Origin of the sequence: Halomonas sp. Bachu 37 (assembly GCF_039691755.1) — a bacterium.
Lineage (GTDB): Bacteria > Pseudomonadota > Gammaproteobacteria > Pseudomonadales > Halomonadaceae > Vreelandella > Vreelandella kashgarensis.
This window is the reverse complement of record NZ_CP137552.1, coordinates 1,814,168-1,837,775: the sequence shown is the minus strand read 5'-3', so window position 1 is coordinate 1,837,775 and position 23,608 is coordinate 1,814,168. Positions and strand designations below refer to the sequence as shown.

Here is a 23,608-nt window from a genome sequence, read left to right as displayed (position 1 = left end):
GGAGAGCGAATGACAGATGCCAAGTACGAAAGCTCCATTCAGGCCAAACCATGGAAACGGTGGCTAAAGCGCGGCATAACGGCAGTGTTCTTTATCCTGGTAGGCGTTCTGCTGTTCTCGCTAGTCAGAAACATGGACTGGAATGCGGTGGTGGAAACGCTACGGGGCTACAAGCTCCCGTTGATCTTGATGGGGCTTGGCATCACTGCAGCCAGCTTTGTCGTCTTCAGCAGTTATGATCTGCTGGGCAAGATATATACCCGCCATGAGCTACCCATCAAGCAGGTGCTTCCGCTCGCTTTCGTATGCTACGCCTTCAACCTGAATCTCGGGGCCTGGGTTGGCGGAATTGCCTTGCGTTATCGGCTGTACACCCGCATGGGGCTGGATGTATCTACCGTGACTCGGGTGTTGAGTGTCAGCTTGGTCACCAACTGGCTGGGCTATATGATTCTCGCGGGCATGCTATTCTCCTTTCGGCTTCTCCAGTTGCCGCAGCATTGGCAGATCGGCGCCTTCGGCTTGCAGCTGATCGGCTTTGCCCTGTTGGCCGTCTCCATCGTTTACCTGGCGGCCTGCCGCTTTTCACCACGCCGCGTCTGGCACTGGCGGAATCATGAAATCGCTCTTCCTTCGCTTCGACTGGCGCTGATGCAGGCGACTCTGGGGGCGGCGAACTGGTCGTTGATGGCGCTGCTGATTTACGTGCTTCTTCCTGAAGGCGTCGCTTATCCCGGCATACTGGGTATTCTGCTCGTCAGTAGCATCGCCGGGGTGGTGACCCACATTCCCGCCGGGCTGGGTGTGCTCGAAGCCGTGTTCATTGCCTTGTTGCAACATCAAGTGGCGAAGAGCGAGATACTCGCCGCTCTGATCGGCTATCGCGCCCTTTATTTTCTGATTCCGCTGGCGGTGGCGTGCCTGGTGTACCTGTTCCTGGAGCGATGGGGCAGGAAGCGCTCGTGAGATGCCGAGTCGTTGCATCAGACGTTGCGGCACCATGCGCTGAAGCACCAGACGTTGAAAAGCCATTCACGGTGGCGGCACGGTAATTGCCGCTTCGCCTATACTGCAAACGAGTCGTTTATAACGATAGTCGTCAATAACAATAATATTCATTAATAACAATAAGGGCGGATACGCGAGCAACGCCTGCCGCTAACCTGGATGGAGTGACAACGATGAATCTCGAACGCGCCTACATTCTTCTGGCAATCTTCTACAGTTTGCTACTCGTCATCGGCGTCATCGCCGTTCTGTTCGGTGGAGGCACCCCTCTTTCCGCGATTCATCTCGCGGTGGGAGCTCTGGCCGTGGTCGGTTTATGGGGCTACATGCTGCATCGCGGCTTTTTGAGTCCCCGCCTATGGCAGCCATTCGCCTGCTTGCTGGCGGTGGGCGTTGCGGTTCAATTGTTCGTGATTCTGACCGGGTCCGTAACGGGCGAGACATTGATCTGGATGCTGACCAGCAGCATCTTCGCGGCCTTGCTGGTGGCCATCCTGTACCGCTATGGAGATCGCGACCAATCGCTATGGGCCTCCGCCGACGAGCTGGAAGCCGCTCGTCGACTGGACGCCATGCTGGCGAACGAGAAGCAACTGACGGCGGTGAGCCGTGACGGAAGCCGCGAGAACAGCGTCAAGGTAGAAATGAATGGCGACAAGTATCAAGCCAGCGTGATGCGACGCTCCCCGGATGGCCAGGAAAGCTTCGAAGAGCGCTTCCGACACCCCGCGACCCTGGTGTTCTTTCTGGAGAAGTTCACCGGCGTAACGGTCCGCGACCTGAAGCACTCCCAGTCATCGGGTGCTGGTGGGGCTTCGGCATAGACGTTAGGATAATGCCGTTCAACTGAGCCACTCTAGTGCTCCAGAAACGACCGTTACCACTAAGCGAGGTACCATGAACGACGTTATCCAGCTCCTGAAATCCCACCGTTCGATCCGCAAGTTCACCGACCGCCAGATCCCGCGGGAGCTACTGATCGAGCTCATCCAGGCCGGGCAGGGCGCCGCCACGTCCAGCCATGTACAGGCATATAGCGTCATTCATGTGAAAAATCCCGCCAACCGCGAGCAGATCGCGGAATTGGCCGGTGGCCAGGGATATATCGCCAGTTGTTCGGACTTTCTGGTTTTCTGTGCCGACATGAAGCGGCCCACCGAGGCGTCAGAGCGCACCGGCGCCAATGTCGTGCGGGGCATGACCGAGCAGCTATTGGTGGCCACCGTGGATACCGCCCTGATGGCGCAAAACGTGGCGGTCGCCGCCGAATCCGAGGGGCTGGGGATCTGCTATATCGGCGGTATTCGCAACAATCCGCAAGAAATCAGCGATCTGTTACGTCTTCCCGAGCATGTCTATCCGGTGTTCGGCATGTGCCTTGGGTACCCCGCTCATGAGCCTGAAGTAAAACCTCGTCTGCCGGTGGAAGCGATCCTCAAGGAAGACTACTACACCGAAGACGACGAGCAGGTGGGCTCCTTCGATACCACCATGAAGACCTACTACGGCGCGCGCAGCACCAGTAACAAGGACACCGATTGGTCGCACAATCTCAAGCCGCTGTTCGATACCAAGCTGCGCCCGCACATGCATGATTTCCTGGTCAAGCGCGGCTTTGAAATGAAGTAAAAGCTGCCAGTAGGTAACCGCGCCGACTGTCTCGCCGCCAAGGCAGAGAGAACGACTCAGCTTTCCGATGGTCTCCTGTGAAGCCAATAGACGAATTCCTTGTAAGCAGGCTAATAGTTCCTATGCTACAGGAGCAGTGAAACGACAAAACCTTGCAGGAGGCATCATGCAGTCACGCTTTTACACGCTCACCGATTATCCCCAGGGCCTACCCGAGCGTGAGCTATTCAAGCTGGAAACCGAGGACCTGCCCGAACTAGGCCCGGGCGAAGTACGGATTCGCAACCACTGGCTCTCCGTGGACCCCTACATGCGAGGTCGCATGAACGGGGTGCGCACCTATGTCGAGCCCTTCACGCTTGGCAAGCCAATGGAAGGCGGCGCCATCGGCGAGGTGATCGCCTCCAACGACGAGCGCCTTAAGGAAGGGGACATAGTGAATCATATGGGTGGCTGGCGCGATATTGCCCAGATCCCTGCCGAAGGCGTCCATCCCTTGCCCGATATTCAAGTGCCCGAACAGGCCTATCTGGGAGTACTGGGAATGCCGGGCATGACCGCCTGGACCGGACTCAACCTGATTGCGGAGTGTCGGACCGGCGATAATGTTCTGGTGAGTGCCGCCAGCGGAGCGGTCGGGTCGCTCGTTGTGCAGCTTGCCAAGGCGAAAGGCTGCCATGTGGTCGGGATCGCCGGGGCAACGCATAAGCTGGCGTGGCTGGAGTCCCTGGGCGTCGAGCCGGTTAGCTACCGGGACAGAAACGCTCACGAGTTGAGCGATGCCATTCGCCTGGCCTGCCCCGAGGGCATCGACGTGTACTTCGAGAACGTCGGCGGCATCTGCCTGGAAGCTGCGTTGAGCCAGCTCAACGAAGGCGCCCGCATCGCCGTGTGCGGCATGATCGGAAGCTACAATGCCAAGGAGCCCACCCCTGGCCCCAGCAATCTTTTCGAGCTGGTCGCGCGTAAGGTCAGAATGCAGGGCTTTATCGTGGCCGATCACTGGTCCCACTATCCAGACTTCCTGAAGGAAGTGGCTCCGCAGGTCGCCGAGGGTAAGCTCGACTATAAAGAGACGGTGAAAGAAGGCCTGGAAAGCACCCCGGATGCGTTCCTCGAATTATTCGAAGGCGGCAACACCGGCAAGATGCTGGTCAAGTTGAATCAATAGCCTTTTGCGCTTTATCCAGCTTTCATCCATTAGCTGCGAGGCTGCGCCATGAAGGACCGTTGACTTAAGTGTCAAGAAACCTGGCCTTGTCGCTTGAGCCGGATCTCGTAGCTATAGTTTGTGGCGGGCAGGATATTGATTGAAACAAGCAAACTTTCGCCTTCTGCATCAAGGTAATGCCGGGTCAGGCGCAATGCATGATCTCCTGCTCGAACCTCGAGCTGTTCGGCAAGATGCTCCGGCACAGGCACAGCACTGACTGTTTGGCAAATTTCGTGAATCAGTACCTGATGGCGTTCTTCAAGCAAGGTATAGATCAGTCCCGTATAGTCTGGAATATCGTCGACAATGTCGGCGTAACGCTGGCATAGATAGACATCTGTCCAGCCCACAGGGGCGGATTGGCTCTCGATATGGCGGGTCTGGCTGATGCGGATCCAATGTTTACCTGGCCTCTTGTCGAGTTGCGATGCAAGAGCTTCGTCGGCAATAAGGGGAGCGATACTCTGAACTCGACGCCAGGAAGGACCTGCGAATTGCAATAAGTCTCCACTGGCCTTCATGGAATGTACATAGGTAGGCGCGGCTTGCGTGGCGATTAAGCGAGTCGCCGCTCCCTGCTTGCGCTCTACCAGGCCTAACGTTTGTAGCTGCGCCAATGCGCTGCGAATGGTAGAACGGCTAACACCGAAACGAGCACAGAGTTCTGCTTCACTCGGCATAGGGTCGCCCACCTGCATACCCTCGGATCGGATAGCTTGCATGATGAGCTGAGCCACATTGGTATATCGCTTTTTCATTCCCTTGCCTTTGCCTTTTTGAACACTCTCATCTTATGGGTTACTTGACAGTTATCCTAGCTAACTGCTACTTATTCGTACAAGAAATCTTGTACGGACAAGTTGGCAAGATGCACAATGTCTCAATAATCCCAAATTTCCGGCCAGGTAGAGCAGGAGACGCCAAGGCGTGAAGATGAGATGAATAACAATCAAATGAACAAGCAGCAGTATGCGGCATCCGATGAAGCGACCGAGCTGGATGCAGAAGGTCATGATCGTACGTTATCGCCATGGATGATGGTCGCTTTGGGTGTTTTTTCGGCAGCTTACGCACTGTTTCATCTTGCCGTACTCAACTTCTGGTCAATCGACGAATGGGTCTACCGGGTATTGCACGTCAACCTGGGGGCCGTTATCGCTTTCGTAGGGCTGAAGGCGTGGCGAGGCGAGCATCGTTCGCGGGTACCCTTGCCTGATTGGCTGCTGGTCATGGCCGCGATTGGCTGTAGCGGTTACATCATCGTCCATCTTGATCAATTGATCATGCGCACCGGAGTCATCACCACCGCAGGTGATTTTATCTGTGGTGCTCTGGGGACGTTGGTAGTGCTGGAATTTGCCAGGCGGGTTTCGGGGCTCGTACTACCGATCATCGCGCTGGTCTTTGTGTCTTACATCTTTGTGGGGCCTTGGTTACCGGGAATGCTGCGCCATTCAGGGTTTCAGGCAGATAATTTCTTCTCTTTTCTTTATAGCCAGGAAGCGATCTTTGGCATGACCGTGGCGGCATCGTCGCGCTACATCATTCTGTTCGTAGCTTTTGCCGTATTCCTGCAGGCCTCCGGGGCGGGTCAATATTTCATGCGGCTTGCCATGGCGCTGTTCGGAGGCACGCGTGGTGGGCCGGGCAAAGTGTCGGTCTTTTCGGGACTGCTGTTCGGCACGGTATCGGGGTCGGCGGTAGCTAACGTCGTGGCTTCGGGAACGTTTACCATCCCTATGATGCGTCGGGTCGGTTATCCACGTGAAAGTGCTGGCGCCATCGAGGCTGCATCGTCGTCAGGTGGGCAGCTGGCGCCCCCCGTCATGGGAGCCGGGGCATTCATCATGGCCGAAATTACCGGGATCCCCTATTCGGAAATTATTCTGGCGGCGGCGCTTCCTTGCCTGCTGTTCTATATCGCCATCTTTTTGACCGTTGACCGCCAGGCGTTACGGCTGGGTCTTCAAGGTATACCGCGTGCCGAACTTCCCAAGTTCTCTGAACTGGTACGTGACATGTTCATGCTGCTACCCCTGGTAGTGCTTCTCTACTTGTTGATGTCCGGGTATTCGATCATTGCCGCAGGTACCTGGGGGCTGGCCTCGACGCTTCTGGTAATGCTGTGTCGTGAGCTGAATCTTCCCTCCACATTGCTGGCACTACCGCTGGCGCTTTTTGTACTCCTGCCGCTGACAGGCATTCAGGTCAACTTTGCGGGAGCCATCGCCACATTGCTCAGTGCCGGTCTGATTATCATCCTTGCAGTTTTCCAGGGTCGTGTCGGAGAGCTGCCCAACGCATTTCGCGCCATTGCGTCACTGACCTATTCGGGCATGGGCGACTCGGCCAGAAAATCCCTGCAATTGATTAGCGTCATGGCCTGTGCCGGCATTGTCGTCGGTGTGCTGGGCCTCACCGGGCTGGGAGGACGTTTTTCTTCATTACTGCTGACAGCAGCAGGGAATAGTGAGGAGTTGGCCTTCCTGCTAGCCATGATCATTTCCATCGTATTGGGCATGGGAATGCCGACGACCGCTGCCTACGCCATTGCCGCTGCCGTGGTGGCGCCAGCGCTACAACAGCTAGGGGTCTCAGCGCTGGCCGCCCACATGTTCGTGTTCTATTGCGCTGTCATTTCAGCCATTACGCCGCCAGTCGCGATTGCAGCCTTTGCCGGGGCGGCAATCGCGGGAGGAAAGCCTTGGCCTACCTCCATACGTGCCATGCGTTTCGGACTGGCGGCTTTCATTCTGCCATTCATGTTCTACACCAGCCCTGAAATTCTGTTGATGGGCAGTTGGGTGGAAACCGCACATGTATTCGGCACGGCGCTGATAGCAATTTACTTTATTGCAGTCGCGGGAGAGGGCCAATTGAATGGCAAGGCGAGCGCGATAGAACGAGTGCTTGCAGCCCTGGCTGCTCTGCTGCTGCTCTGGTCGAGCCTGTACACCGATGTTGCTGGGCTCGTCCTCGCGGCTGCGCTGATTCTATGGAGTCGGCGCAGAGAAGGGCTGTCGCTACAGGCGGCTGATTAGTGGTCCTGGACCATGCGATTCCTACATCAACATGAACAACAACGAAGGAGTACTTTCAATGACGCGTCTTCAATCACGCTTCCTGCTATGCGCCACCGCAGCTGCAGTGGCGTTCGCTAGCAGCCTCACTGCCACGGCACAGGAGCGCCCCTCGTCACTGACCATCTCTACCGCTTCGCCGGGTGGTGTATATGCCATCTATGGTGAAGGGGTGGCACAAGTGGTCAGTGATGTCGTCGGTGTACCTACTTCCACGCGCCAGACGCAAGGGCCCGCTCAGAACCTGGTCTTGCTGCAAAGCAACCAGGCGGAACTGGCGATGGTGACCTCCGGCCCCGCCTATGAAGCAATGAATGGAGAACTGAGCTTGATGGGGGGACAGAAATACGGTGATCTACGTGCGCTATTTGTAATGTATCCGACTCCCTTCCAGATGATTGCCCCGGTCAGTGCCGAGGTCTCCGCCATCAAAGACTTCAATGGCAAGCGGTTGGGTGCCGGGCCGCGGGCCGGTACGGGAGGTGAATACTGGACACGTTGGCTCGCAGACATGGAAATCGATGCAAACCTGCAGTATGGCGGAATCGGTGACCAGGCCAGCCAGCTTGCCGATGGACGTTTGGATGCCATCGTCACGGCGGGCGGTATTCCGCACCCCTCATTGTCGGAGCTGGAAAATACTCAGGATGTGGTGATTTTCGGCATGACGGACGAGGTACAAGCAGAAATTCTCGAGCAGAATCCCTATGCGGTGGAATTTACCATTCCCCAAGGTACTTACGAAACGCCCCAGGGTGAGTTACAAACGGTCGCCATGTGGAATTTCATGACCGTTGATGCCGGTATGTCCGAGGAACTGGCTTACGAGATTACCAAGGCAGTATTGGAAAATAACGAGCGCATGCGCTCGACCCACTCCGCTGCCAAGGATACGTTGGCCGAAAACATCCTCAACAATACTTTTATTCCTCTCCACCCGGGCGCTGCGCGTTATTACAAAGAGGTCGGCATCGAGATTCCCGACGATATCCAGCCACAGCAAGAGGGTGAGTAACGAATGAGCCTCGCATCGTCGGCCCCGGGCCTGCTATCACAAAAGGAGGGGTATCTACGCTCGGCTGCCATCTTTGGTGAGGAGGGGACGGTCGATGCGTACTTGGCTTTCGAGCGAGCCTTGGCCGAAGTCCAAGGCTCGTTGGGTGTCATTCCCCCGGAAGCCGTGGCCTCTATCGAGGCCACCTGCCGGCGCGATGCGCTGGATATGGAGGCGCTGAATCGCGAAGCTGCGCAGGTGGGATACCCGATTGTCCCGCTGGTGAAGCAATTGGCTGAGCGGGCTGGTGCCCCGGGGCAATGGGTACATTACGGAGCCACTACCCAGGATGTCATGGATACGGCACAAGCACTACAGATACGTGAGGCTGGCGAAGCAGTTCTGCAGGAGTCGGCACAGCTCGAGACACTGCTTGCCGGACTGGCCGCTAATCATCGACATACCCTGATGGTGGGACGCTCCAAGCTTCAGCACGCTGTACCCATCACCTTTGGCTATAAAGTGGCTGTCTGGCTGGATCAAATGATACGCCGGCGCCTCGTGCTGGCAAAGGCACTTGATGGCGCCGCCGTCGTACAGTTCGGGGGGGCAACCGGAACATTGGCAGCATTGCCGGAACGCGGGGTGGCCATACGCGCGGGATTGGCCCGCAAACTGGGGCTCAAGGAGCCCGATATCAGCTGGCATGTCACTCGCGACCGCATGGCGGATGTGGTCTATGCCTTGGCCTCCCTTGCGGCGGCGTTAGGTAAAATCGCCGTCGATGTTTCTCATATGATGTCGACAGAGGTTGGAGAGTTGTACGAACCGGCTGCCGAAGGCCGAGGAAGCTCCTCGACCATGCCGCAGAAGCGTAATCCGGTACTTTGCGAGGCGATTATTGAAGCCGCCCGTGATATACGTGGTTATCCGTCACGGGTGCTGGAAGCCATGTTGCAGGATCATGAGCGCGCCATAGGTCACGGCTATGGCGAGAGGCGTGCCTTGGTGGCGGCAATGACAGAAACGGCCGGCGCCGTATCCCTGGCCGTGGAACTCGTGCAGGGCTTGGACGTGAAGCCAGGAGCCATGGCCCGTAACGTGAATCTATCGGAAGGCTTGGTCTATGCCGAAGCGGCCATGCTGCACTTGGCTAAACAAGTGGGGCGCGTAGAGGCACACCAAATCCTGCACGATGTTTGTCAGCGAGTAGTCGAAGAAAAAGGGGTAAGTCTCAAGCAAGCATTGGGCGAGGCTGGAATCGATATGCCCGATAGCGTATTTCAGCCAGCTAGCCTGGACGGCGCACTTGCAGAGATGGTCGACAGGGTGCTATCCAAGGTGACTTGAAAGAAAGTCACTTCACACGATCAGATGGGGAAACAGGATTCTTGAAGACACCTGCTGATGACAAGCCCATGATCCATACCGAACCCCATCGCTCTCACCGTACCGGTTGGCTGCGAGCCGCAGTGCTGGGAGCAAACGATGGTATTGTCTCGACCAGCAGCCTGATATTGGGCGTAGCGGCGGCCAACACGGCGCACAGCGATATCCTGCTGGCAGGCATCGCCGGTCTGGTGGCCGGCGCCATGTCCATGGCGGCAGGCGAGTATGTCTCGGTAAGTTCCCAGGCCGATACTGAACACGCCGATCTCGAGATTGAACGAAAATCGTTGGCCGAGGGGTACGATGCTGAACTGGAGGAGCTTGCCGACATCTACGAAGCACGAGGTCTGACACCCGAGTTGGCTCGTCAAGTTGCCCGGCAATTGATGAATAATGATGCATTGGCTGCCCACGCGCGCGATGACATTGGTATAGCCGAAAACAATCAGGCACGCCCACTCCAGGCCGCGTTTTCATCGGCCGCGACCTTTACCATCGGTGCACTGCTGCCACTACTGGTTGCTTGGGGGTCTCCTCGCTCGCTCATTCTTCCGTTGGTGGCACTGTTTTCGTTGTTTTTTCTTGCTCTCCTGGGGGCCGTGGCCGCCCGTGTCGGTGGAGCACCGGTGCTGAAAGCCGCGATACGCGTAACGTTCTGGGGGACGTTGGCGATGGTTCTGACATCAGCCATAGGAGGCATGTTCGGCGTCGTAGCCTGAGGGGGTTGATCGTCTTGTCTACCGAACCTGCCACAAGGCATACAGGCATACATTCGCAGTTTGGCCTTGGCCACTACTCGAAGTATCGATAGATATGGTAAGCCTGTTAGATACCCAACGGGCTTACCGGGCAACAGTTTACTTCTCTGGAAGTCACCAGGCAGCGGCTAATTCAATCTAGATAGCGCATAGCTTTAAGTGTTGCTTTCCCTTGGCCCCAAGTCATCAGTGTAATGCCTTCTTCCTCGGCGGACTCAACGACAATAGCATCCGCACCGCAGGCGCACGCATCGGCGCGAGCGTTATCAATCGCTGCTGAAGCGCTTTTATCATGCATCAGCGTCGTGCCGGTTTTCGAGGTGAGCACACATGCGACTTCGTGGGGACGTTCTATGTCGCGCTCACTGGCATATTGATCAAGTGTGCAGTTTGCAGGTTTGGCGCTGCCTACCGAGACAGGCTGTACGCCGACGGAGCTGCAACCTGCTAGTGAGATAATAGCGACACCCGAGCCTACAAGAGACCAGATACATTTTTTCATTACGTTTCATACCGAAATCTTAAGACAAAGAAGGGCACCGCCCGAAGGCGGTGCTGATAATGGCTTAGATTTTGCCAAGGTACTGCATTTTGTCGAGCATGTGGCTGGGCACATCTTCGACCAGTACCAAGGTGATTTCGGTATCGCCATCGGTGGTAGCTACGCGCTCTCCCAGAGAGGCATTAAGAGTATCGGGGGTAAGGTTATACATAGCACCAGTCAGCGGATCGACAATCAACCAACCGATTAGCCCGCCAAAGATCAGATTGCCGCCAATGTACCAGCCATTAGGGCTGGAGTTGATCATCATGGTACGGCTCTCATAACCATCTTTTGAGATTTCGACAGTATAGGTCTTACCACCGAAATAGCTGCCATCCGACTTGTTCAGTTGTACAGTGGCGGGCGTAGTGCCGTTATGCACTTCCATTGATCGCTCATCCGTGATCAGTACATCAGCGTTGCTCGGGCTGCTATTTATCGTCACGGTTTGCTCCTTATCACCAATAATCGAAGCACAACCTGTCATCAGTGATAACGTAGCAATAGCAGCAGTCAATTTGAGCACTTTCATTCATGTTCCCTTTTGATCATTTTTTTGATTGGCAAAATGTTGCCGTCTTTTTGTTACACAACTTTGGAAGTTGCGCATTTGGCGTGATACCAAATTCGTTTTTTCAGGGTGTATCTGACATGGCACCCCATACCCGACATCCTTATGCATGGGGTATTAATACTTTCTAGTTAATTATTGTTAATAATATCATTCTTTTCTTATTTGATTTGTAAGTCATATTTCTAGATCCTTGTAAGACATTTCTTACAATCATTTCGTCTTAACGCGTCGAAGAACGACGGTATAGAGTCATTCAAGGTTTCAGCGGTTACACCTCGGTATTTCATTGGACAGAAAATCAGCACTACGCTGACGCTATCAAGATGCAAGGTATGAACTTACAGTAAAGTAGCGCATATGATCGTCGCGATAGCGGGCGATATCATCGGCTCGGTCTATGAACACAGGTCGATAAAGGAGGCGATATGACCGCATTAGTGATCGGCGCAAACGGACAGATCGGTAAACAGTTCTGCGAACTGGCGCAGCAAGCCGGTACCCCCATCAAGGCGATGATCCGCAAGGACGAGCAGGCGCCGTGGTTCCGCGAGCGCGGCATCGAGCCCGTTGTGGCGGACCTGGAAGGCGAGTTCGAGTACGCCTTCGAAGGATGTGATCAGGTGGTCTTTACCGCGGGTTCCGGCCCCCATACCGGCCCGGATAAAACCTTGCTGATCGATCTTTACGGTGCCATTCGCGCCGCCGATATCGCCAAGCAAAAAGGCCTGGCCCGCTACATCATGGTTAGCGCGATGCGAGCGGAAAAGCCGCTGGAAGCGCCCGAGAAAATGCGCCCCTACATGGCCGCCAAGTTCGCCGCCGATGCCCACCTGCGCAGCAGCGATATTCCCTATGTGATTCTCAAACCGGGACGCTTGACCGACGAGGCCGCCAGCCGCCGGTTCGCCAGCACTGTTGACGAGGCGGGCGATAACCAGATTTCACGTGCCAATGTCGCCCACGCGCTGCTGCACGTAGTGCAAAACCCTGGCGTGATCAACCAGGAGTATCTGTTGCTGGACGGGAAGCGGCCGATCGAAGAGATCATCCGCTAACGGCTCCTGTCGTAGTCGCTCCCAATTCGCGCCTGAGCCATGCCGCCAGCGGTTCGCTGCGGCGAGGGTGGGTGAGTAAGTCGGTTTGACCGGGCAGCCACAGGCAGAGGCGGGCGGAGGTCTCGACGCTCCCCCAGGGCGCCACCAGCCGTCCGCTTGTCAGGTCGTCTTCCACCAACAGCCGGGGCGCGATTGCCACGCCCAGCCCCGCCACGGCGGCTTCGATTAAATAGTAAAGATGCGCGAACTCCTGGCCCTGCTGAAGCGCCTCTTCCAACGCGGCGTGACCGAGCCCTTGGGCGCTGGCCCATTGGGGCCACGCCTGGGGTCGCGAGGCGGTAGTCAACAACTTGTTGGCGAATAAGGTTTCCGGCTGGGTGGGGTCGCATCGTGCCGCCAGCTGGGGGCTTGCTATCGCACAAATATGTTCGGATTGTAGCTCAATGACCTCGACACCCGCCGGCCAGGGCGGTTCCAGGAACGCCAGGGTAGCACTGGCATCCAGCGATTTTCCGGGTTGATCGGTTTCACTTACCACCACTTGCAGCTTCAGTTGGGGCAGCTCCTGGTGCAGACGATCCAACCGGGGAATCAACCAGCGTGCCAGCAGGCTGCCGGGGCAGGCGAGGGTGAAGGCGGCTTCCTCGACCTCATGCTTGAGCGCGGCGCAACTGTTGCGCAGGCGAGAAAACGCCTCGCTCACACCACCTTGCAGCCGCTCGCCATGGTGGGTAAGCACTAGCCCGCGCCCCGCCTTGGCAAACAACGCCACACCGAAATGCTTATCCAGGCTCTTCAATTGTCGGCTCACTGCGCCGTGGGTCACGCTCAGCTCATCGGCAGCGGCGGTCACGCTACCCAGCCGGGCGGTGGCTTCAAAGGCGCGCAGGGCGCCAAGCGGCGGCATGCTGTTCTGCATGGAATGTCCTGGCGGATAGTTGAGTTAAACTCACGAATAGCCGACATCTTATCGATTTTTCACGCGCTTTGCCTGCGGTAACGTGAAGGCATCTGCTAACGCCCCCGAGGTCGTGATGAACCAACCTGTGAACTTATCGGCTAACCCAGCGACAAGCCTGCCCGATGCCAACGGGCTGTTTGGCAGTTTCGGGGGCCGTTTCGTCGCCGAAACGTTGATGCCGCTGATCCTGGAGCTGCAGGACGAATACGCCACCGCCAAGAACGATCCCGAATTTCAGCGCCAGCTAGCGTATTTCCAGAACGATTACGTGGGGCGGCCAAGCCCGCTCTATTTCGCCGAGCGGCTGACTGAGCACTTCGGAGGCGCGAGTATTTACCTCAAGCGCGAAGAGCTGAATCACACCGGCGCGCACAAGATCAACAACTGCATCGGTCAGGTGTTGTTGGCCAAGCAGATGGGCAAGAAGCGCATCATCGCGGAAACCGGCGCAGGCATGCACGGCGTGGCCACGGCCACCGTGGCGGCGCGCTTTGGCCTGTCGTGCGTGATCTACATGGGCACCACGGATATCGAGCGCCAGCAGCCCAACGTGTTCCGCATGAAACTGTTGGGCGCAGAGGTCATTCCGGTTACCTCCGGCACCGGCACGCTGAAAGACGCCATGAACGAAGCGCTGCGCGACTGGGTAACGAACGTCGACGACACCTTCTACATCATCGGCACCGTGGCCGGGCCGCATCCGTATCCCGCCATGGTGCGTGACTTCCAGGCGGTGATCGGCCACGAAACCCGCAGCCAAATGCTGGAGAAGCAGGGCCGCCTGCCGGATTCGCTGGTGGCCTGCATTGGCGGCGGTTCCAACGCCATGGGGCTGTTTCATCCATTCCTGAACGACCCAGGCGTGCAGATGATTGGCGTAGAAGCGGGCGGCAAGGGCGTGAGTACGGGTAAGCACGCGGCCAGCCTGAACGGCGGCACCCCCGGCGTGCTGCACGGCAACCGCACCTATTTACTGCAAAATGAAGACGGCCAGATCAGCGACGCCCATTCGATCTCGGCGGGGCTGGATTATCCCGGCATCGGGCCGGAACACGCCTGGCTGCACGAGCAGGGGCGGGTCGAGTACGTCTCCGCCACCGACGACGAAGCGCTGGAAGCGTTTCAAGTCTGCTGCCGCCAGGAGGGCATCATCCCCGCACTGGAAACCGCCCACGCCCTGGCTGAAGTCGCCAAGCGTGCGCCAACGCTTCCCCGCGATCACCTGATGGTGGTCAACCTGAGTGGCCGTGGCGACAAGGACATGATGAGCGTGGCCCATTACTTGGGAGATAACTATCAATGAGCACGATCCAGGACAACGCCATGAACAATATCGTGAATCAGGCCATGAACAACACGTCTCGTCTCGATCAGTGTTTTGCCGCACTCAAAGCAAGCAACCGCCCGGCGCTGGTCAGCTACCTGACCGCCGGCGACCCGGACGCCGAGACCTCGCGCCGCCTGCTGCACGGGCTGCCCGCTGCGGGGGTGGATATCATCGAGCTGGGCATGCCGTTCAGCGACCCCATGGCCGATGGCCCCGCCATCCAGAAAGCCGCCCTGCGTGCCCTGGAAAACGGCCAGACCCAGGCCAAGACGCTGGAGATGGTTCGCCGCTTTCGTGAAGAAGACAGCACCACCCCTATCGTGCTGATGGGCTACTACAACCCCATTTACTGCTATGGCGTCGAGCGCTTTCTGACGGATGCCGCCCGCGCCGGGGTGGATGGGCTGATCGTGGTGGATCTTCCCCCGGAACACGACGAAGAGCTCTGCCAGCCGGCGGCCCGGCACGGCATCGATTTCATCCGCCTGGCCACCCCGACTACCGATGCCAAGCGTCTGCCCAAGGTGCTGGCTAACGCCTCCGGATTTATCTACTACGTCTCCGTGGCGGGTGTTACCGGCGGCAATGCGCCGACGCCGGAACGGCTGGAAAGCGCGGTAACAGGGCTTCGCAAACACACCCAGCTACCCATCGCCGTGGGCTTCGGCATCCGTACCGCCGAGCAGGCCGCCACCATCGGCCGCTTCAGCGACGCGGTCGTCGTCGGCTCTGCACTCGTCGACTGCATCGAACACGCCGATACACCTGATGAAGCCGTGGAGCGAGTACATGGCTTGGTCAGCGAGTTGTCGGAAAGCGTCAGGGCGTGCCGTGAAGTGCGCGAACCGCAAGCCAGCTGATTAACCCTTGCTGCCGATCGATGGCCACAGGCATTATCAGCGCTTCTGCCGCCTGGGTGGCGGCAACGCACTCGATTGGGAAGCAAAGGAAGATCATGGGCAAGCTCGTTACATTGATAGTGCTGCTGGCGCTAGGCTACGCCGGTGTGTACGTATACTACGGCGTCGTTATCGAACAGGAAGTCGAGCAGCAGTTGGAGGCGCGCGGCCTCTCGACGGTGAGCGTGGATAACGTGGAGTATGGGCTGCTGGCCCCGGTGAGCAATACCGCCACTATTGCCGTTACTGTTGGCTATCGTGGCTCCCAGGCGGCGGTAAACATGAGCGTACAAGGCCACCCGCTATTTTCAGATGACGTCACGGTGCAACTCGACAGCCTGCAAGCTCTGCGCCTGGGCATTAACTTTGGGCAGTAAGTAAGCCAACCACTCCAAAAGGAACACACCATGTTTACCGGCCTCAGTGCGTTTCCGCTAACGCCCATGAACGAGCAGGGCGTTAATGAGCATGAGTTCATTCGCTTAGTGGAGTGCTTGGCCGAGGCAGAGGTGGACTCTATCGGTGTGCTGGGCTCGACCGGCAACTACGCCTATTTAAGCAGTGAAGAGCGCGCCCGCGTGGCCAAGCTGAGCGTCGAGAATGCCGGCAATGTGCCAGTGGTGGTGGGCATTGGTGCGCTACGCACCCGGGATGTGCTGGCCAACGCCGAAAACGCCCAGCAAGCAGGCGCAGGCGGCGTGCTGCTGGCACCGGTCTCGTACCAGAAGCTGACCGATGACGAAGTGTTCAGCCTGTACGAGACGGTCTGCCGCTCGTTAAGCGTGCCGCTCTGCGTGTATGACAATCCCGGCACCACCCACTTTCATTTCAGCGACGAATTGCATGGCCGCATCGCCCAGCTGCCCCAGGTGGCCTCGATTAAAATCCCGCCGGTGCAGAACGACCTTGCCGCTGCAAAGGCACGAGTCGCAGGGTTGCGCGCGTTACTCCCAAGTGACGTCACTATCGGCATCAGTGGCGACCCGGCCGCCGCCACAGGATTACTCGCCGGGTGCGATGCCTGGTACTCGGTGATCGGCGGGCTATACCCGGAAATTGCGCTGGCGCTCACCCGCGCCGCCCAAGCGGGGGATACCGAGCAAGCCATCGCCCGTTCCGCAGCGCTTGAGCCGCTATGGGCACTCTATCAAGAATACGGCGGCAGCCTGCGGGTCGCGGCCACCATCGCGGAACTCACCGGTAACGTGAGCCAGCCCTGCCTGCCCCAGCCGCTACGAACGTTACAAGGCGAAGCCCGAAAAAGAGTGGAGGCCGTTATCGATATGCTCTCGTTAAGCTGAGGGCGTCGGCCAGGAGCCAGACAACGGCCCGTCCCCATTCACGACGCAGTAAGCTGGGGCTCATCCACCACCGCGTCACGCAACGTGTCAGCGAAGCCTGCCAGGGCGGGTGTCCAGGTCTCGGGTTCGGGGGCGGCAAAGTAGGTATCGACATTGGCGATGGACGCAGGCAGTTCCAGCGTGTGAATCCCGAACCGGTGCCGGTGAGCATCGACCGTTCCACGGGGTAGCACCGTGTACCCCATCCCGGCAGCGACACAGCCCAGCATCGCGTCCAGTGAGCCGAACTCGAATATCCGGCCCGCATTGACACCCTGGGAGGCCAGCAACAGCTCGATGCGCTGGCGGTAGCTGCACCCTTGGCGAAATGCCAGAAAGGCGGACGCCAGCAGTTCCTGGGAAGAGGGCATCGCCGACATGGGCGCTGCACCCACCAGCACGAGCTGCTCGCGAAAAGCCTTGAGCAAGTGGTAGCGGCCATGCTCGAGCCGCCCAGCCACGAAGACACAGTCCACCTGCCCGTTCAGCAACAGTTCGACCAGATCCGCCGTGGGCCCGGTCTTGAGCTGGATATCGACGTCAGGCTGCGCCGCGTGGTACGCCGCCAGTATCGGCGGAAGACGCAGTGCCGTCGTGGTTTCCATGGCGCCTATGCGCAGCCGCCCACACGCTTTTTCCTGGCCCTGGAACAGCGACACCGCTTCATCGTGCGCCGTCAGCATGCGCTCGGCGTACTCCACCAGCGCCCAGCCTGCACTCGTCGGGCGAACGCGCCCCGCACGATGAATCAGCTGTACGCCCAGCTCTTCTTCCAGTTTCTTGATGTGGGCCGTCACGTTGGATTGCACCGTGTGCAGCTGTTTTGCCGCCGCCACGAAGCTGCCTGTTTCGGCGACGGCCATGAACAGTCGCAGTGATTTAAGTTGCATGGCCCATCTCTCCACCAAGTGATTGGCTATCGAAAAGTGGTGTTCCAAACGAGCGCTATCTCAAAACAAGCGCTATCGCAAAAAAAGATAATAGCGATCAAAACGAATCGTTTCCAGGAAACGCGCCTGCACGCGTAGTCTGGCTGGGTACCCACTTGCTGCCGACCTACCCAGGGTGGCTCCAAAAGGAACTGGCGTGATGACGCGAACCCTCACTACCGACGATTTGCCTGCGCTGATGACAGGCATCATGGCGACCCTCGCGGCGATTGGCATCGCGCGCTTCGCCTATACGCCCCTGTTGCCCGCGATCATTCAGCAAGGCTGGTTTAGCGCCAGCCAGGGCGCTTATCTAGGGGCGGCTAACCTGCTGGGCTATTTTGTCGGCGCGCTCGTTGCCCACTCGCTGAGTGAGCGCTTTTCGCCTCGCCTGGTGATGGGGGCAAGCTTTGCGAGTATCGGGCTCAGCTTCGTGCTCTGCGCTGGGGCAGGTGGTTTTCTCTGGTTCTTTTTCTGGCGATTGGTGTCGGGAGTGGCCGGGGGGATCTTGATGGTCGTAGGCCCTTCGCTGGCGCTAGCGGCCACGCCCCCGGAAAGGCGAACCCGTGTCGGCGCGTTGGTGTTTACCGGTATTGGCGCTGGCGCGCTGCTGTCCGCCTTCGTCGTGCCGTTACTGCTCGGGGTCAGCCTCTCGCTCACCTGGGGGACACTGGGCCTGCTTAGTTTAGCGGCGGGCGTCTTGTGCGACCGTGGCGTCGCGCGCTTGCCCGCACCCCGCATCACACGCACGGTGGGTAATAGCGCCGTACGTAATGCGGGCGTAAAAGTCATCGTGCTGCTGGTCATTGGCGCTTACGCCCTCGATGCGGTGGGGTTCGTACCGCATACCGTATTCTGGGTGGACTATCTGGCCAGGGAGCATGCCCTCGGCCAGCAAGCCGCCTCCCTGCAATGGGGCATTTTCGGGGTGGGGGCGCTGTGCGGGCCGTTCATGGTGGGGGCACTGGCGCAGCGCGTGGGTTGGCAAGGCGGCTTGATGATCGCTTTTGCCGCCAAGGCCGCCGCCGTTCTTCTCCCGGTGTTCTCGCTTGCCCTGCTCAGCCAATCGATTTCCTCGTTCATGGTAGGAGCGATGATTCCCGGCATCGTCGCCCTCACCTCTGGCCGCCTAGCCGAGCTGGTCGGGCCTACCGCCCACAAGCAGCTCTGGGGGCGAGCCACGGCCGCGTTCGCCGCCGCCCAGGCAGGGGCAGGGTATGGTATGTCGGCGCTGTTTGGTATGTGGGGCAGTTACACGCCACTCTTCACCATCAGCGGCATGGCGCTTGCCCTTGGCTTGTTGCTGGTACTGCTTAGCCGGGGCGTACAGCAGCGCCGCACGCATGCTTCTGCCCAATAACCTAACAAGCACTATTTAGACGAAGGGAGGCCACCATGGAACTCTACCTGAACGCAACATCCCCCTATGCGCGGCTGGTACGCATCGTGCTGCTGGAAAAAGGCTTGATGGAGACCGTGACGCTCAAATGGTGCGATCCCTGGGCCGACGATGCCGATCTTCTCAAGGCCAACCCCGCCGGGCGCATCCCCGCGCTGGTGACGGAGGAGGGCACCACGCTGAGCGAATCCATGCTGATCGCCATGTACTTGGACAGTCTGGACAGCGGAACACCCACCCCGCCCATACTGCCCACCAACCCGTTGAGTGATGTACTGCACCTGGCAGGCCTGGGCCAAAACCTGATGGACGCCGCGTTCACGACCGTGATTGCCAGAAAGCATCATGGCAACGAGAGTGACGAGAGCGTGCTGGGCCAACGCCGGGCAAGGGCCATGCAGCGGCTGTTGAATCAACTGAACAGCGAGCTGGGCGGCAAACCCACGGCGACATCGATCCACCTGGGCGATATCGCTATCGCGGTCGCGCTGGAGTACCTCGCCTTCCGGCTGCCAGAGATACGCTGGAAAGAGGAGCATGCCCAGCTTGCCGCGTGGCATGCGGGTGTCACGGCACGAACCAGCTTCGTGCAAACCGCCTTCGCCTAGCCTGCGACCCTTCCCGCACCCCGCCAGCCAAGGGATAAAAGTGACCAACAGCCAAGCCATCACCATCGCGCTCGCCCAACTACCCGTCACGAAAGCGGCGGTAGACGACAACCTACAAACGCACCTGGCCTACATAGAACGCGCCGCCGCGCTGGGGGCCAACGTGGTGGCCTTTCCCGAACTCTCGCTCACCGGCTACGAGCTGGCGCTGCTTAGCCAACTGGTCATGCCCCGCGACGACGCCACCTTTACCGCGCTCACCGCCGCTGCCGTCGCCAATAACACAGTAGTGATTGCAGGCTGCCCCCTGCACAACCCCAACGGCAAACCCCACATCGCCGCGGTGATCTGCTTCCCCAACGGCGAACACACCTTCTACCTAAAACAGCACCTTCACGAAGGGGAGGAGGTTTACTGTGCCCCCGGCCATGAAAGCGGCCTCATCAACGTCAACGGCACCCGCATCGCCCTGGCCGTATGCGCCGACTTCACCCACCAACGCCACGCCGCTACCGCCGCCGCCCAACAAGCGGACGTTTACCTCGCCAGCGCGCTCATTTCCCCAGGCGGCTATGCAAAAGATGCCGAGCTGCTCGCCGCCATCGCAAAGCGCCACCAACTGCCGGCACTGCTCGCCAACCACGTTTCCACCACGGGCGGTTGGCAAACCTGTGGCAATAGCGGTGGCTGGAACGTAGCAGGGGAGCTAACCGTGAAAGCCAACGGCACGGAAGCTAGCTTAATACTGTGCCGTATTGACCAAGGTAACATCAGCGGTAACGTGGAAGTGATGACTCACCTACCTTCCAAAGCATCCATTACCGACTAAAAACTAATCACCTAAAGTGGGCTTAACCTAGATTAACTGCTAGTCTCGAAGCATTAGAGCAAAAAATGCCGCAGGGACAACAAAATGCAGAATGCCCGCATAACGCTTCACCCTACCCAGCAGCGCATGCAAGTGCGGGTGGATGGCATTCTGCTAGCCGACTCCAGCAATACGGTGGAACTCCGCGAACACGGCTACCCGCCGCGCCACTACTTCCCACGTGAAGACGTGCGGATGGACTTACTCACCGTTTCAGAAACGACCACTTATTGCCCGTTTAAAGGGCATACGGTGTATTTTTCGCTGGGTGAGCGGCGGGATATTGCTTGGAGTTATGAGGAACCGATTGAGTGGATGGAGGCTATTGCGGGTGGGGTGGCGTTTTATGAGGGAGTGGGTGAGAGACTCTTTCCGACCTAAAGCTGCCCCTTCGGTGAAAGCAACATGCTGATTCAGCCGTGTCATACAGCCAGCACGATAATCTATATTATGTTTCCCACTTTAAATTAATTTATTTTTATTTTAACAGAGTGGGTCATAAATAAATTGCTGTATATTCCTAATGAATTCTCCGGCGCGTTCATTGAGGCTATTTAGAGGAGGGGGTAATAACTATTATATGATTGGTTTAGTAAGTCCGATTTTGACCCAAAGCGGAAGTTGAAGTTATAGTTGCTCTGACCTCTTAATATATAAGGAATCAAACCATTAATGGCTACTGTGTTTGATCAAGTTCAAAACGCAAGCGGCGCTATTTATCATAATATCGCCAATCTTAGTGATAACAGAGAGCTTCTGTCTCAGAACGTACTTGCTCAAGTTAGAAATTTGGTTGAAGGGGTGGCGGTATTGTTTTATCGCAATTCATTAGATGCCGAGTTCTCTTACCCCGAAATTAACCCAGCACTGCAGCATATTAGCGGGAATGGAAAATTAAATTTTATTTTTCGATTCCATAAGCTACTTCAAAAGGTAGCGTCGCATTACACTTTTGATGGCGATGCATCAGAAAGATTAATGCTCAAATACTATGAATATTTGTATAGAATTAGAGCCGCCGTTTATCAATATTACTCTCTTCAAATAATACCCAATCTTGAATCATTTCCTGTCGATTTGGATCCTTCGTTACGCGAATATCATGAAAAAATATCTGCTAGAATTGAACTTTCACGCAACACTAATTATGTTGGAGATAGAAAAGATCGTTACTATATTCAAAAAAATCGTCCATTTATATTTAATGGTCGGATCTACTATGAGGTGACCTTTTGTCGTGCGGTAAATAAGGTGAGTAAGTTTGATCGAGTCATTGCTTTTACTGATCTTGAGATAGCGGACAAGTACGCGGTTAATCTAACGTTAAGACGCGATCAAATTGAAGTGCTAGGCCAAGTTATGCCTATTACTTTAATTCTTGCATGGGAAGTTTCTATTCGTTCTTGTGAGCTAAAAAATTTCGCCCGCTTACTCGGTTATTCGGTAACAGGCAGTACATCTTCACAAGAATATCGATATTTAATGAGCTTTTTGACACAGGGTTATCGAAATCTAAATGATCTGATGTGTATGAGTGATCAAACTTACCAGCAAGTGAGACTAGGAGCGCTAGTTACAAATAACGCCTCTCAAATATTCGTTTTTTTGGATAAAGCGCGACAGATCATTAAAGCGTCTCAACGTGGTGGTAATATTCTTCGCTATCTTCTTTTGAGGATGAATAATCAATTACTGAAGTCTCAATATAATCGTGACGAATGTAGGCTACTGTCAAATCTGAAATTTTCTTTCAGTAGTATTCCATTTGATGAGATGCCTTTTTGTACATCTCTCCCTAAACATAATCCGAGATTTTGGGATCTCTTTGATTGTATCGATTTTGTGGGGCGTCAACATGAGCTTCTGGCTAGACGTGTTAGAAATAACGTTGAAAGAAATGGAGTTTTGTATACCCCGATCGGAGATTTAATCGAGTTTGGAGATGTTGAGAAGTTAATAAACGACTTTAATGATCGAATTTATAAAAAACATAAAGAAATTCGACGTTTAGTTTTTGATAAAGGGCACGTTTTTATAAATGGATACGAAGAAGATACTTACAAAATTATTGAAAGGTTAAAACAATTTTCTTCTTCTGGGATATCAGGATATACCCACGCAGTAACACGTTGGATAGATGAGTCAGCTCACAGTATCGATGATACCGTGAAATACCAGGCTTTGACTAAATTGTTTAGCAATTCGAAGGTTGCTCTTATATATGGCGCGGCAGGTACAGGTAAATCCACAATGCTGGACCATATTGCTCACTACTTTAGTGATAAGAGAAAGTTGTTTTTGGCCCATACGAATCCTGCTAAAGATAACTTAATGCGTAAGGTTACGGCGCAAAATTCTGATTTCCGAACCGTAAGTAGTGAAATTCATAGTAGCTATAACCCTTTTTTGCCTGACTATGACCTTCTTGTCATCGATGAATGCAGTACCGTTAGTAATTCTGATTTTTTGAAGGTGTTAGAGAAGAATACAGCAAAATTGATAGTTCTTGTTGGCGATGTGTATCAAATTGAGTCAATACAGTTTGGCAATTGGTTCGAAGTGATTCGTTCTTTTATTCCTAGTTCTTCAGTCTTTGAATTAACAACGCCGTTTAGAACGCAGAGTCATTCGCTATTAGATTTCTGGAATAAAGTTAGAAATATCGATGATGACTTAACTGAAGCTATGGTTCGTCATGGTTATTCGTCGATATTAGACTCGAGTATCTTCCAGTCTCAAGGTAATGACGAAATTATACTGTGTTTAAATTACGATGGGTTGTACGGGATTAATAATATTAATAGATTCCTTCAAAGTGGTAACCCTAATCCGGCGATAAACTGGGGGGATTCGACATACAAAGTAGGAGATCCCGTTCTCTTTTTTGAATCTGAACGATTTAAACCTGTTATATATAACAACCTAAAAGGTCGAATAATTAGAATCGAACAATCTGTTGGTTATATTCAATTTGATATAGAGCTTGATCGTCCGTTGACTGAGTTTGACGTTGCAGAGAATTAATTAGAGTGG

At 55.9% G+C, this 23,608-nt stretch carries 23 protein-coding genes; 18 read left to right on the top strand and 5 right to left on the bottom strand.

All coding sequences use genetic code 11. The features are described from left to right. Nucleotides 1–9 precede the first annotated feature (9 nt). The 4 genes from R5M92_RS08430 to R5M92_RS08415 all read left to right on the top strand — a co-directional run bounded on the left by R5M92_RS08430 (nucleotide 10) and on the right by R5M92_RS08415 (nucleotide 3,808). The gene (locus R5M92_RS08430; protein WP_346795471.1) at nucleotides 10–966 is read left to right on the top strand and encodes a lysylphosphatidylglycerol synthase domain-containing protein; all 957 of its coding nucleotides are present in this window, start codon (nucleotides 10–12) and stop codon (nucleotides 964–966) included. A gap of 215 nt (nucleotides 967–1,181) precedes the next feature. Beyond that, nucleotides 1,182–1,832 (top strand): hypothetical protein, encoded by a 651-nt coding sequence (locus tag R5M92_RS08425; RefSeq protein WP_346795470.1) that lies wholly within the window; start codon nucleotides 1,182–1,184, stop codon nucleotides 1,830–1,832. Nucleotides 1,833–1,905: 73 nt separating this feature from the next. Beyond that, nucleotides 1,906–2,637 (top strand): oxygen-insensitive NADPH nitroreductase, encoded by a 732-nt coding sequence (nfsA, locus tag R5M92_RS08420; protein ID WP_346795469.1) that lies wholly within the window; start codon nucleotides 1,906–1,908, stop codon nucleotides 2,635–2,637. A 166-nt stretch (nucleotides 2,638–2,803) separates the two neighbouring features. After that, complete coding sequence (locus tag R5M92_RS08415; RefSeq protein WP_346795468.1) at nucleotides 2,804–3,808, top strand: NADP-dependent oxidoreductase; 1,005 nt, start codon at nucleotides 2,804–2,806, stop codon at nucleotides 3,806–3,808. A gap of 71 nt (nucleotides 3,809–3,879) precedes the next feature. Here the strand turns inward: R5M92_RS08415 and R5M92_RS08410 are convergent, their stop codons facing one another. Then, nucleotides 3,880–4,608, bottom strand: a complete 729-nt coding sequence (locus R5M92_RS08410; RefSeq protein WP_346795467.1) for a GntR family transcriptional regulator — start codon at nucleotides 4,606–4,608, stop codon at nucleotides 3,880–3,882. Between the two features lie 180 nt (nucleotides 4,609–4,788). Here R5M92_RS08410 and R5M92_RS08405 point away from each other — a divergent pair, with 180 nt between their 5' ends. The 4 genes from R5M92_RS08405 (at nucleotide 4,789) to R5M92_RS08390 (ending at nucleotide 10,032) form a co-directional block, all read left to right on the top strand. Continuing rightward, nucleotides 4,789–6,891 (top strand): TRAP transporter fused permease subunit, encoded by a 2,103-nt coding sequence (locus R5M92_RS08405; RefSeq protein ID WP_346795466.1) that lies wholly within the window; start codon nucleotides 4,789–4,791, stop codon nucleotides 6,889–6,891. Between the two features lie 58 nt (nucleotides 6,892–6,949). Continuing rightward, on the top strand, nucleotides 6,950–7,945 hold the full coding sequence (locus R5M92_RS08400; protein ID WP_346795465.1) for a TAXI family TRAP transporter solute-binding subunit: 996 nt from the start codon (nucleotides 6,950–6,952) through the stop codon (nucleotides 7,943–7,945). A gap of 3 nt (nucleotides 7,946–7,948) precedes the next feature. Next, complete coding sequence (locus R5M92_RS08395; protein WP_346795464.1) at nucleotides 7,949–9,274, top strand: adenylosuccinate lyase family protein; 1,326 nt, start codon at nucleotides 7,949–7,951, stop codon at nucleotides 9,272–9,274. Between the two features lie 68 nt (nucleotides 9,275–9,342). Next, nucleotides 9,343–10,032: a VIT family protein gene (locus R5M92_RS08390; RefSeq protein WP_346799309.1), complete on the top strand. Its 690-nt coding sequence runs from the start codon at nucleotides 9,343–9,345 to the stop codon at nucleotides 10,030–10,032. Between the two features lie 172 nt (nucleotides 10,033–10,204). Here R5M92_RS08390 and R5M92_RS08385 read toward each other — a convergent pair whose 3' ends face one another. Next, the gene (locus R5M92_RS08385; RefSeq protein ID WP_346795462.1) at nucleotides 10,205–10,573 is read right to left on the bottom strand and encodes a hypothetical protein; all 369 of its coding nucleotides are present in this window, start codon (nucleotides 10,571–10,573) and stop codon (nucleotides 10,205–10,207) included. A 64-nt stretch (nucleotides 10,574–10,637) separates the two neighbouring features. Further along, entirely contained in the window at nucleotides 10,638–11,147 is a 510-nt protein-coding gene (locus tag R5M92_RS08380) for a hypothetical protein (RefSeq protein WP_346795461.1), read from the bottom strand. Nucleotides 11,148–11,614: 467 nt separating this feature from the next. Here R5M92_RS08380 and R5M92_RS08375 point away from each other — a divergent pair, with 467 nt between their 5' ends. Then, the gene (locus tag R5M92_RS08375) at nucleotides 11,615–12,244 is read left to right on the top strand and encodes an SDR family oxidoreductase (RefSeq protein ID WP_346795460.1); all 630 of its coding nucleotides are present in this window, start codon (nucleotides 11,615–11,617) and stop codon (nucleotides 12,242–12,244) included. Here the strand turns inward: R5M92_RS08375 and R5M92_RS08370 are convergent. Next, nucleotides 12,234–13,163: a LysR family transcriptional regulator gene (locus R5M92_RS08370; RefSeq protein WP_346795459.1), complete on the bottom strand. Its 930-nt coding sequence runs from the start codon at nucleotides 13,161–13,163 to the stop codon at nucleotides 12,234–12,236. The two genes, R5M92_RS08375 and R5M92_RS08370, sit on opposite strands and share 11 nt — an antisense overlap. Before the next feature lie 115 nt (nucleotides 13,164–13,278). On the opposite strand from R5M92_RS08370, the gene trpB reads away from it, so the two are divergent. From trpB to R5M92_RS08350, 4 genes are all read left to right on the top strand, one after another. Next, the gene (gene trpB / locus R5M92_RS08365; protein ID WP_346795458.1) at nucleotides 13,279–14,508 is read left to right on the top strand and encodes a tryptophan synthase subunit beta; all 1,230 of its coding nucleotides are present in this window, start codon (nucleotides 13,279–13,281) and stop codon (nucleotides 14,506–14,508) included. Nucleotides 14,509–14,552: 44 nt separating this feature from the next. Next, nucleotides 14,553–15,392, top strand: a complete 840-nt coding sequence (gene trpA / locus R5M92_RS08360; RefSeq protein ID WP_346799307.1) for a tryptophan synthase subunit alpha — start codon at nucleotides 14,553–14,555, stop codon at nucleotides 15,390–15,392. 95 nt (nucleotides 15,393–15,487) lie between these two features. Next, a complete protein-coding gene (locus tag R5M92_RS08355) occupies nucleotides 15,488–15,808 on the top strand; it encodes a hypothetical protein (protein WP_346795457.1) in 321 nt (106 codons plus the stop codon). A gap of 30 nt (nucleotides 15,809–15,838) precedes the next feature. Further along, nucleotides 15,839–16,732 (top strand): dihydrodipicolinate synthase family protein, encoded by an 894-nt coding sequence (locus tag R5M92_RS08350; protein WP_346795456.1) that lies wholly within the window; start codon nucleotides 15,839–15,841, stop codon nucleotides 16,730–16,732. Nucleotides 16,733–16,770: 38 nt separating this feature from the next. Here R5M92_RS08350 and R5M92_RS08345 read toward each other — a convergent pair whose 3' ends face one another. Next, nucleotides 16,771–17,661, bottom strand: a complete 891-nt coding sequence (locus R5M92_RS08345) for a LysR family transcriptional regulator (protein WP_346795455.1) — start codon at nucleotides 17,659–17,661, stop codon at nucleotides 16,771–16,773. 199 nt (nucleotides 17,662–17,860) lie between these two features. Between R5M92_RS08345 and R5M92_RS08340 the strand changes: the two genes are divergently transcribed. From R5M92_RS08340 to R5M92_RS08320, 5 genes are all read left to right on the top strand, one after another. Continuing rightward, on the top strand, nucleotides 17,861–19,060 hold the full coding sequence (locus R5M92_RS08340) for a YbfB/YjiJ family MFS transporter (protein ID WP_346795454.1): 1,200 nt from the start codon (nucleotides 17,861–17,863) through the stop codon (nucleotides 19,058–19,060). Between the two features lie 35 nt (nucleotides 19,061–19,095). Beyond that, nucleotides 19,096–19,707 (top strand): glutathione S-transferase N-terminal domain-containing protein, encoded by a 612-nt coding sequence (locus R5M92_RS08335; protein ID WP_346795453.1) that lies wholly within the window; start codon nucleotides 19,096–19,098, stop codon nucleotides 19,705–19,707. A 40-nt stretch (nucleotides 19,708–19,747) separates the two neighbouring features. Beyond that, nucleotides 19,748–20,536 (top strand): carbon-nitrogen hydrolase family protein, encoded by a 789-nt coding sequence (locus R5M92_RS08330; protein ID WP_346795452.1) that lies wholly within the window; start codon nucleotides 19,748–19,750, stop codon nucleotides 20,534–20,536. A gap of 84 nt (nucleotides 20,537–20,620) precedes the next feature. Next, nucleotides 20,621–20,956, top strand: a complete 336-nt coding sequence (locus R5M92_RS08325) for a DUF427 domain-containing protein (RefSeq protein ID WP_346795451.1) — start codon at nucleotides 20,621–20,623, stop codon at nucleotides 20,954–20,956. A 291-nt stretch (nucleotides 20,957–21,247) separates the two neighbouring features. After that, nucleotides 21,248–23,599: an AAA family ATPase gene (locus tag R5M92_RS08320; protein WP_346795450.1), complete on the top strand. Its 2,352-nt coding sequence runs from the start codon at nucleotides 21,248–21,250 to the stop codon at nucleotides 23,597–23,599. Nucleotides 23,600–23,608 lie beyond the last annotated feature (9 nt).

Excerpts from the sequence above, each read along its gene's own strand:
- R5M92_RS08325 (WP_346795451.1), top strand. The coding sequence starts at position 20,621 with ATGCAGAATGCCCGCATAACGCTTCACCCTACCCAGCAGCGCATGCAA.
- R5M92_RS08430 (WP_346795471.1), top strand. The coding sequence starts at position 10 with ATGACAGATGCCAAGTACGAAAGCTCCATTCAGGCCAAACCATGGAAA.
- R5M92_RS08375 (WP_346795460.1), top strand. The coding sequence starts at position 11,615 with ATGACCGCATTAGTGATCGGCGCAAACGGACAGATCGGTAAACAGTTC.
- R5M92_RS08385 (WP_346795462.1), bottom strand. The coding sequence starts at position 10,573 with ATGAAAAAATGTATCTGGTCTCTTGTAGGCTCGGGTGTCGCTATTATC.
- R5M92_RS08410 (WP_346795467.1), bottom strand. The coding sequence starts at position 4,608 with ATGAAAAAGCGATATACCAATGTGGCTCAGCTCATCATGCAAGCTATC.
- R5M92_RS08400 (WP_346795465.1), top strand. The coding sequence starts at position 6,950 with ATGACGCGTCTTCAATCACGCTTCCTGCTATGCGCCACCGCAGCTGCA.
- R5M92_RS08395 (WP_346795464.1), top strand. The coding sequence starts at position 7,949 with ATGAGCCTCGCATCGTCGGCCCCGGGCCTGCTATCACAAAAGGAGGGG.
- R5M92_RS08425 (WP_346795470.1), top strand. The coding sequence starts at position 1,182 with ATGAATCTCGAACGCGCCTACATTCTTCTGGCAATCTTCTACAGTTTG.
- trpA (WP_346799307.1), top strand. The coding sequence starts at position 14,553 with ATGAACAACACGTCTCGTCTCGATCAGTGTTTTGCCGCACTCAAAGCA.
- R5M92_RS08320 (WP_346795450.1), top strand. The coding sequence starts at position 21,248 with ATGGCTACTGTGTTTGATCAAGTTCAAAACGCAAGCGGCGCTATTTAT.
- R5M92_RS08350 (WP_346795456.1), top strand. The coding sequence starts at position 15,839 with ATGTTTACCGGCCTCAGTGCGTTTCCGCTAACGCCCATGAACGAGCAG.
- R5M92_RS08335 (WP_346795453.1), top strand. The coding sequence starts at position 19,096 with ATGGAACTCTACCTGAACGCAACATCCCCCTATGCGCGGCTGGTACGC.
- R5M92_RS08340 (WP_346795454.1), top strand. The coding sequence starts at position 17,861 with ATGACGCGAACCCTCACTACCGACGATTTGCCTGCGCTGATGACAGGC.
- R5M92_RS08355 (WP_346795457.1), top strand. The coding sequence starts at position 15,488 with ATGGGCAAGCTCGTTACATTGATAGTGCTGCTGGCGCTAGGCTACGCC.
- R5M92_RS08405 (WP_346795466.1), top strand. The coding sequence starts at position 4,789 with ATGAATAACAATCAAATGAACAAGCAGCAGTATGCGGCATCCGATGAA.
- R5M92_RS08380 (WP_346795461.1), bottom strand. The coding sequence starts at position 11,147 with ATGAAAGTGCTCAAATTGACTGCTGCTATTGCTACGTTATCACTGATG.
- R5M92_RS08390 (WP_346799309.1), top strand. The coding sequence starts at position 9,343 with ATGATCCATACCGAACCCCATCGCTCTCACCGTACCGGTTGGCTGCGA.
- nfsA (WP_346795469.1), top strand. The coding sequence starts at position 1,906 with ATGAACGACGTTATCCAGCTCCTGAAATCCCACCGTTCGATCCGCAAG.
- R5M92_RS08345 (WP_346795455.1), bottom strand. The coding sequence starts at position 17,661 with ATGCAACTTAAATCACTGCGACTGTTCATGGCCGTCGCCGAAACAGGC.
- trpB (WP_346795458.1), top strand. The coding sequence starts at position 13,279 with ATGAACCAACCTGTGAACTTATCGGCTAACCCAGCGACAAGCCTGCCC.
- R5M92_RS08415 (WP_346795468.1), top strand. The coding sequence starts at position 2,804 with ATGCAGTCACGCTTTTACACGCTCACCGATTATCCCCAGGGCCTACCC.
- R5M92_RS08370 (WP_346795459.1), bottom strand. The coding sequence starts at position 13,163 with ATGCAGAACAGCATGCCGCCGCTTGGCGCCCTGCGCGCCTTTGAAGCC.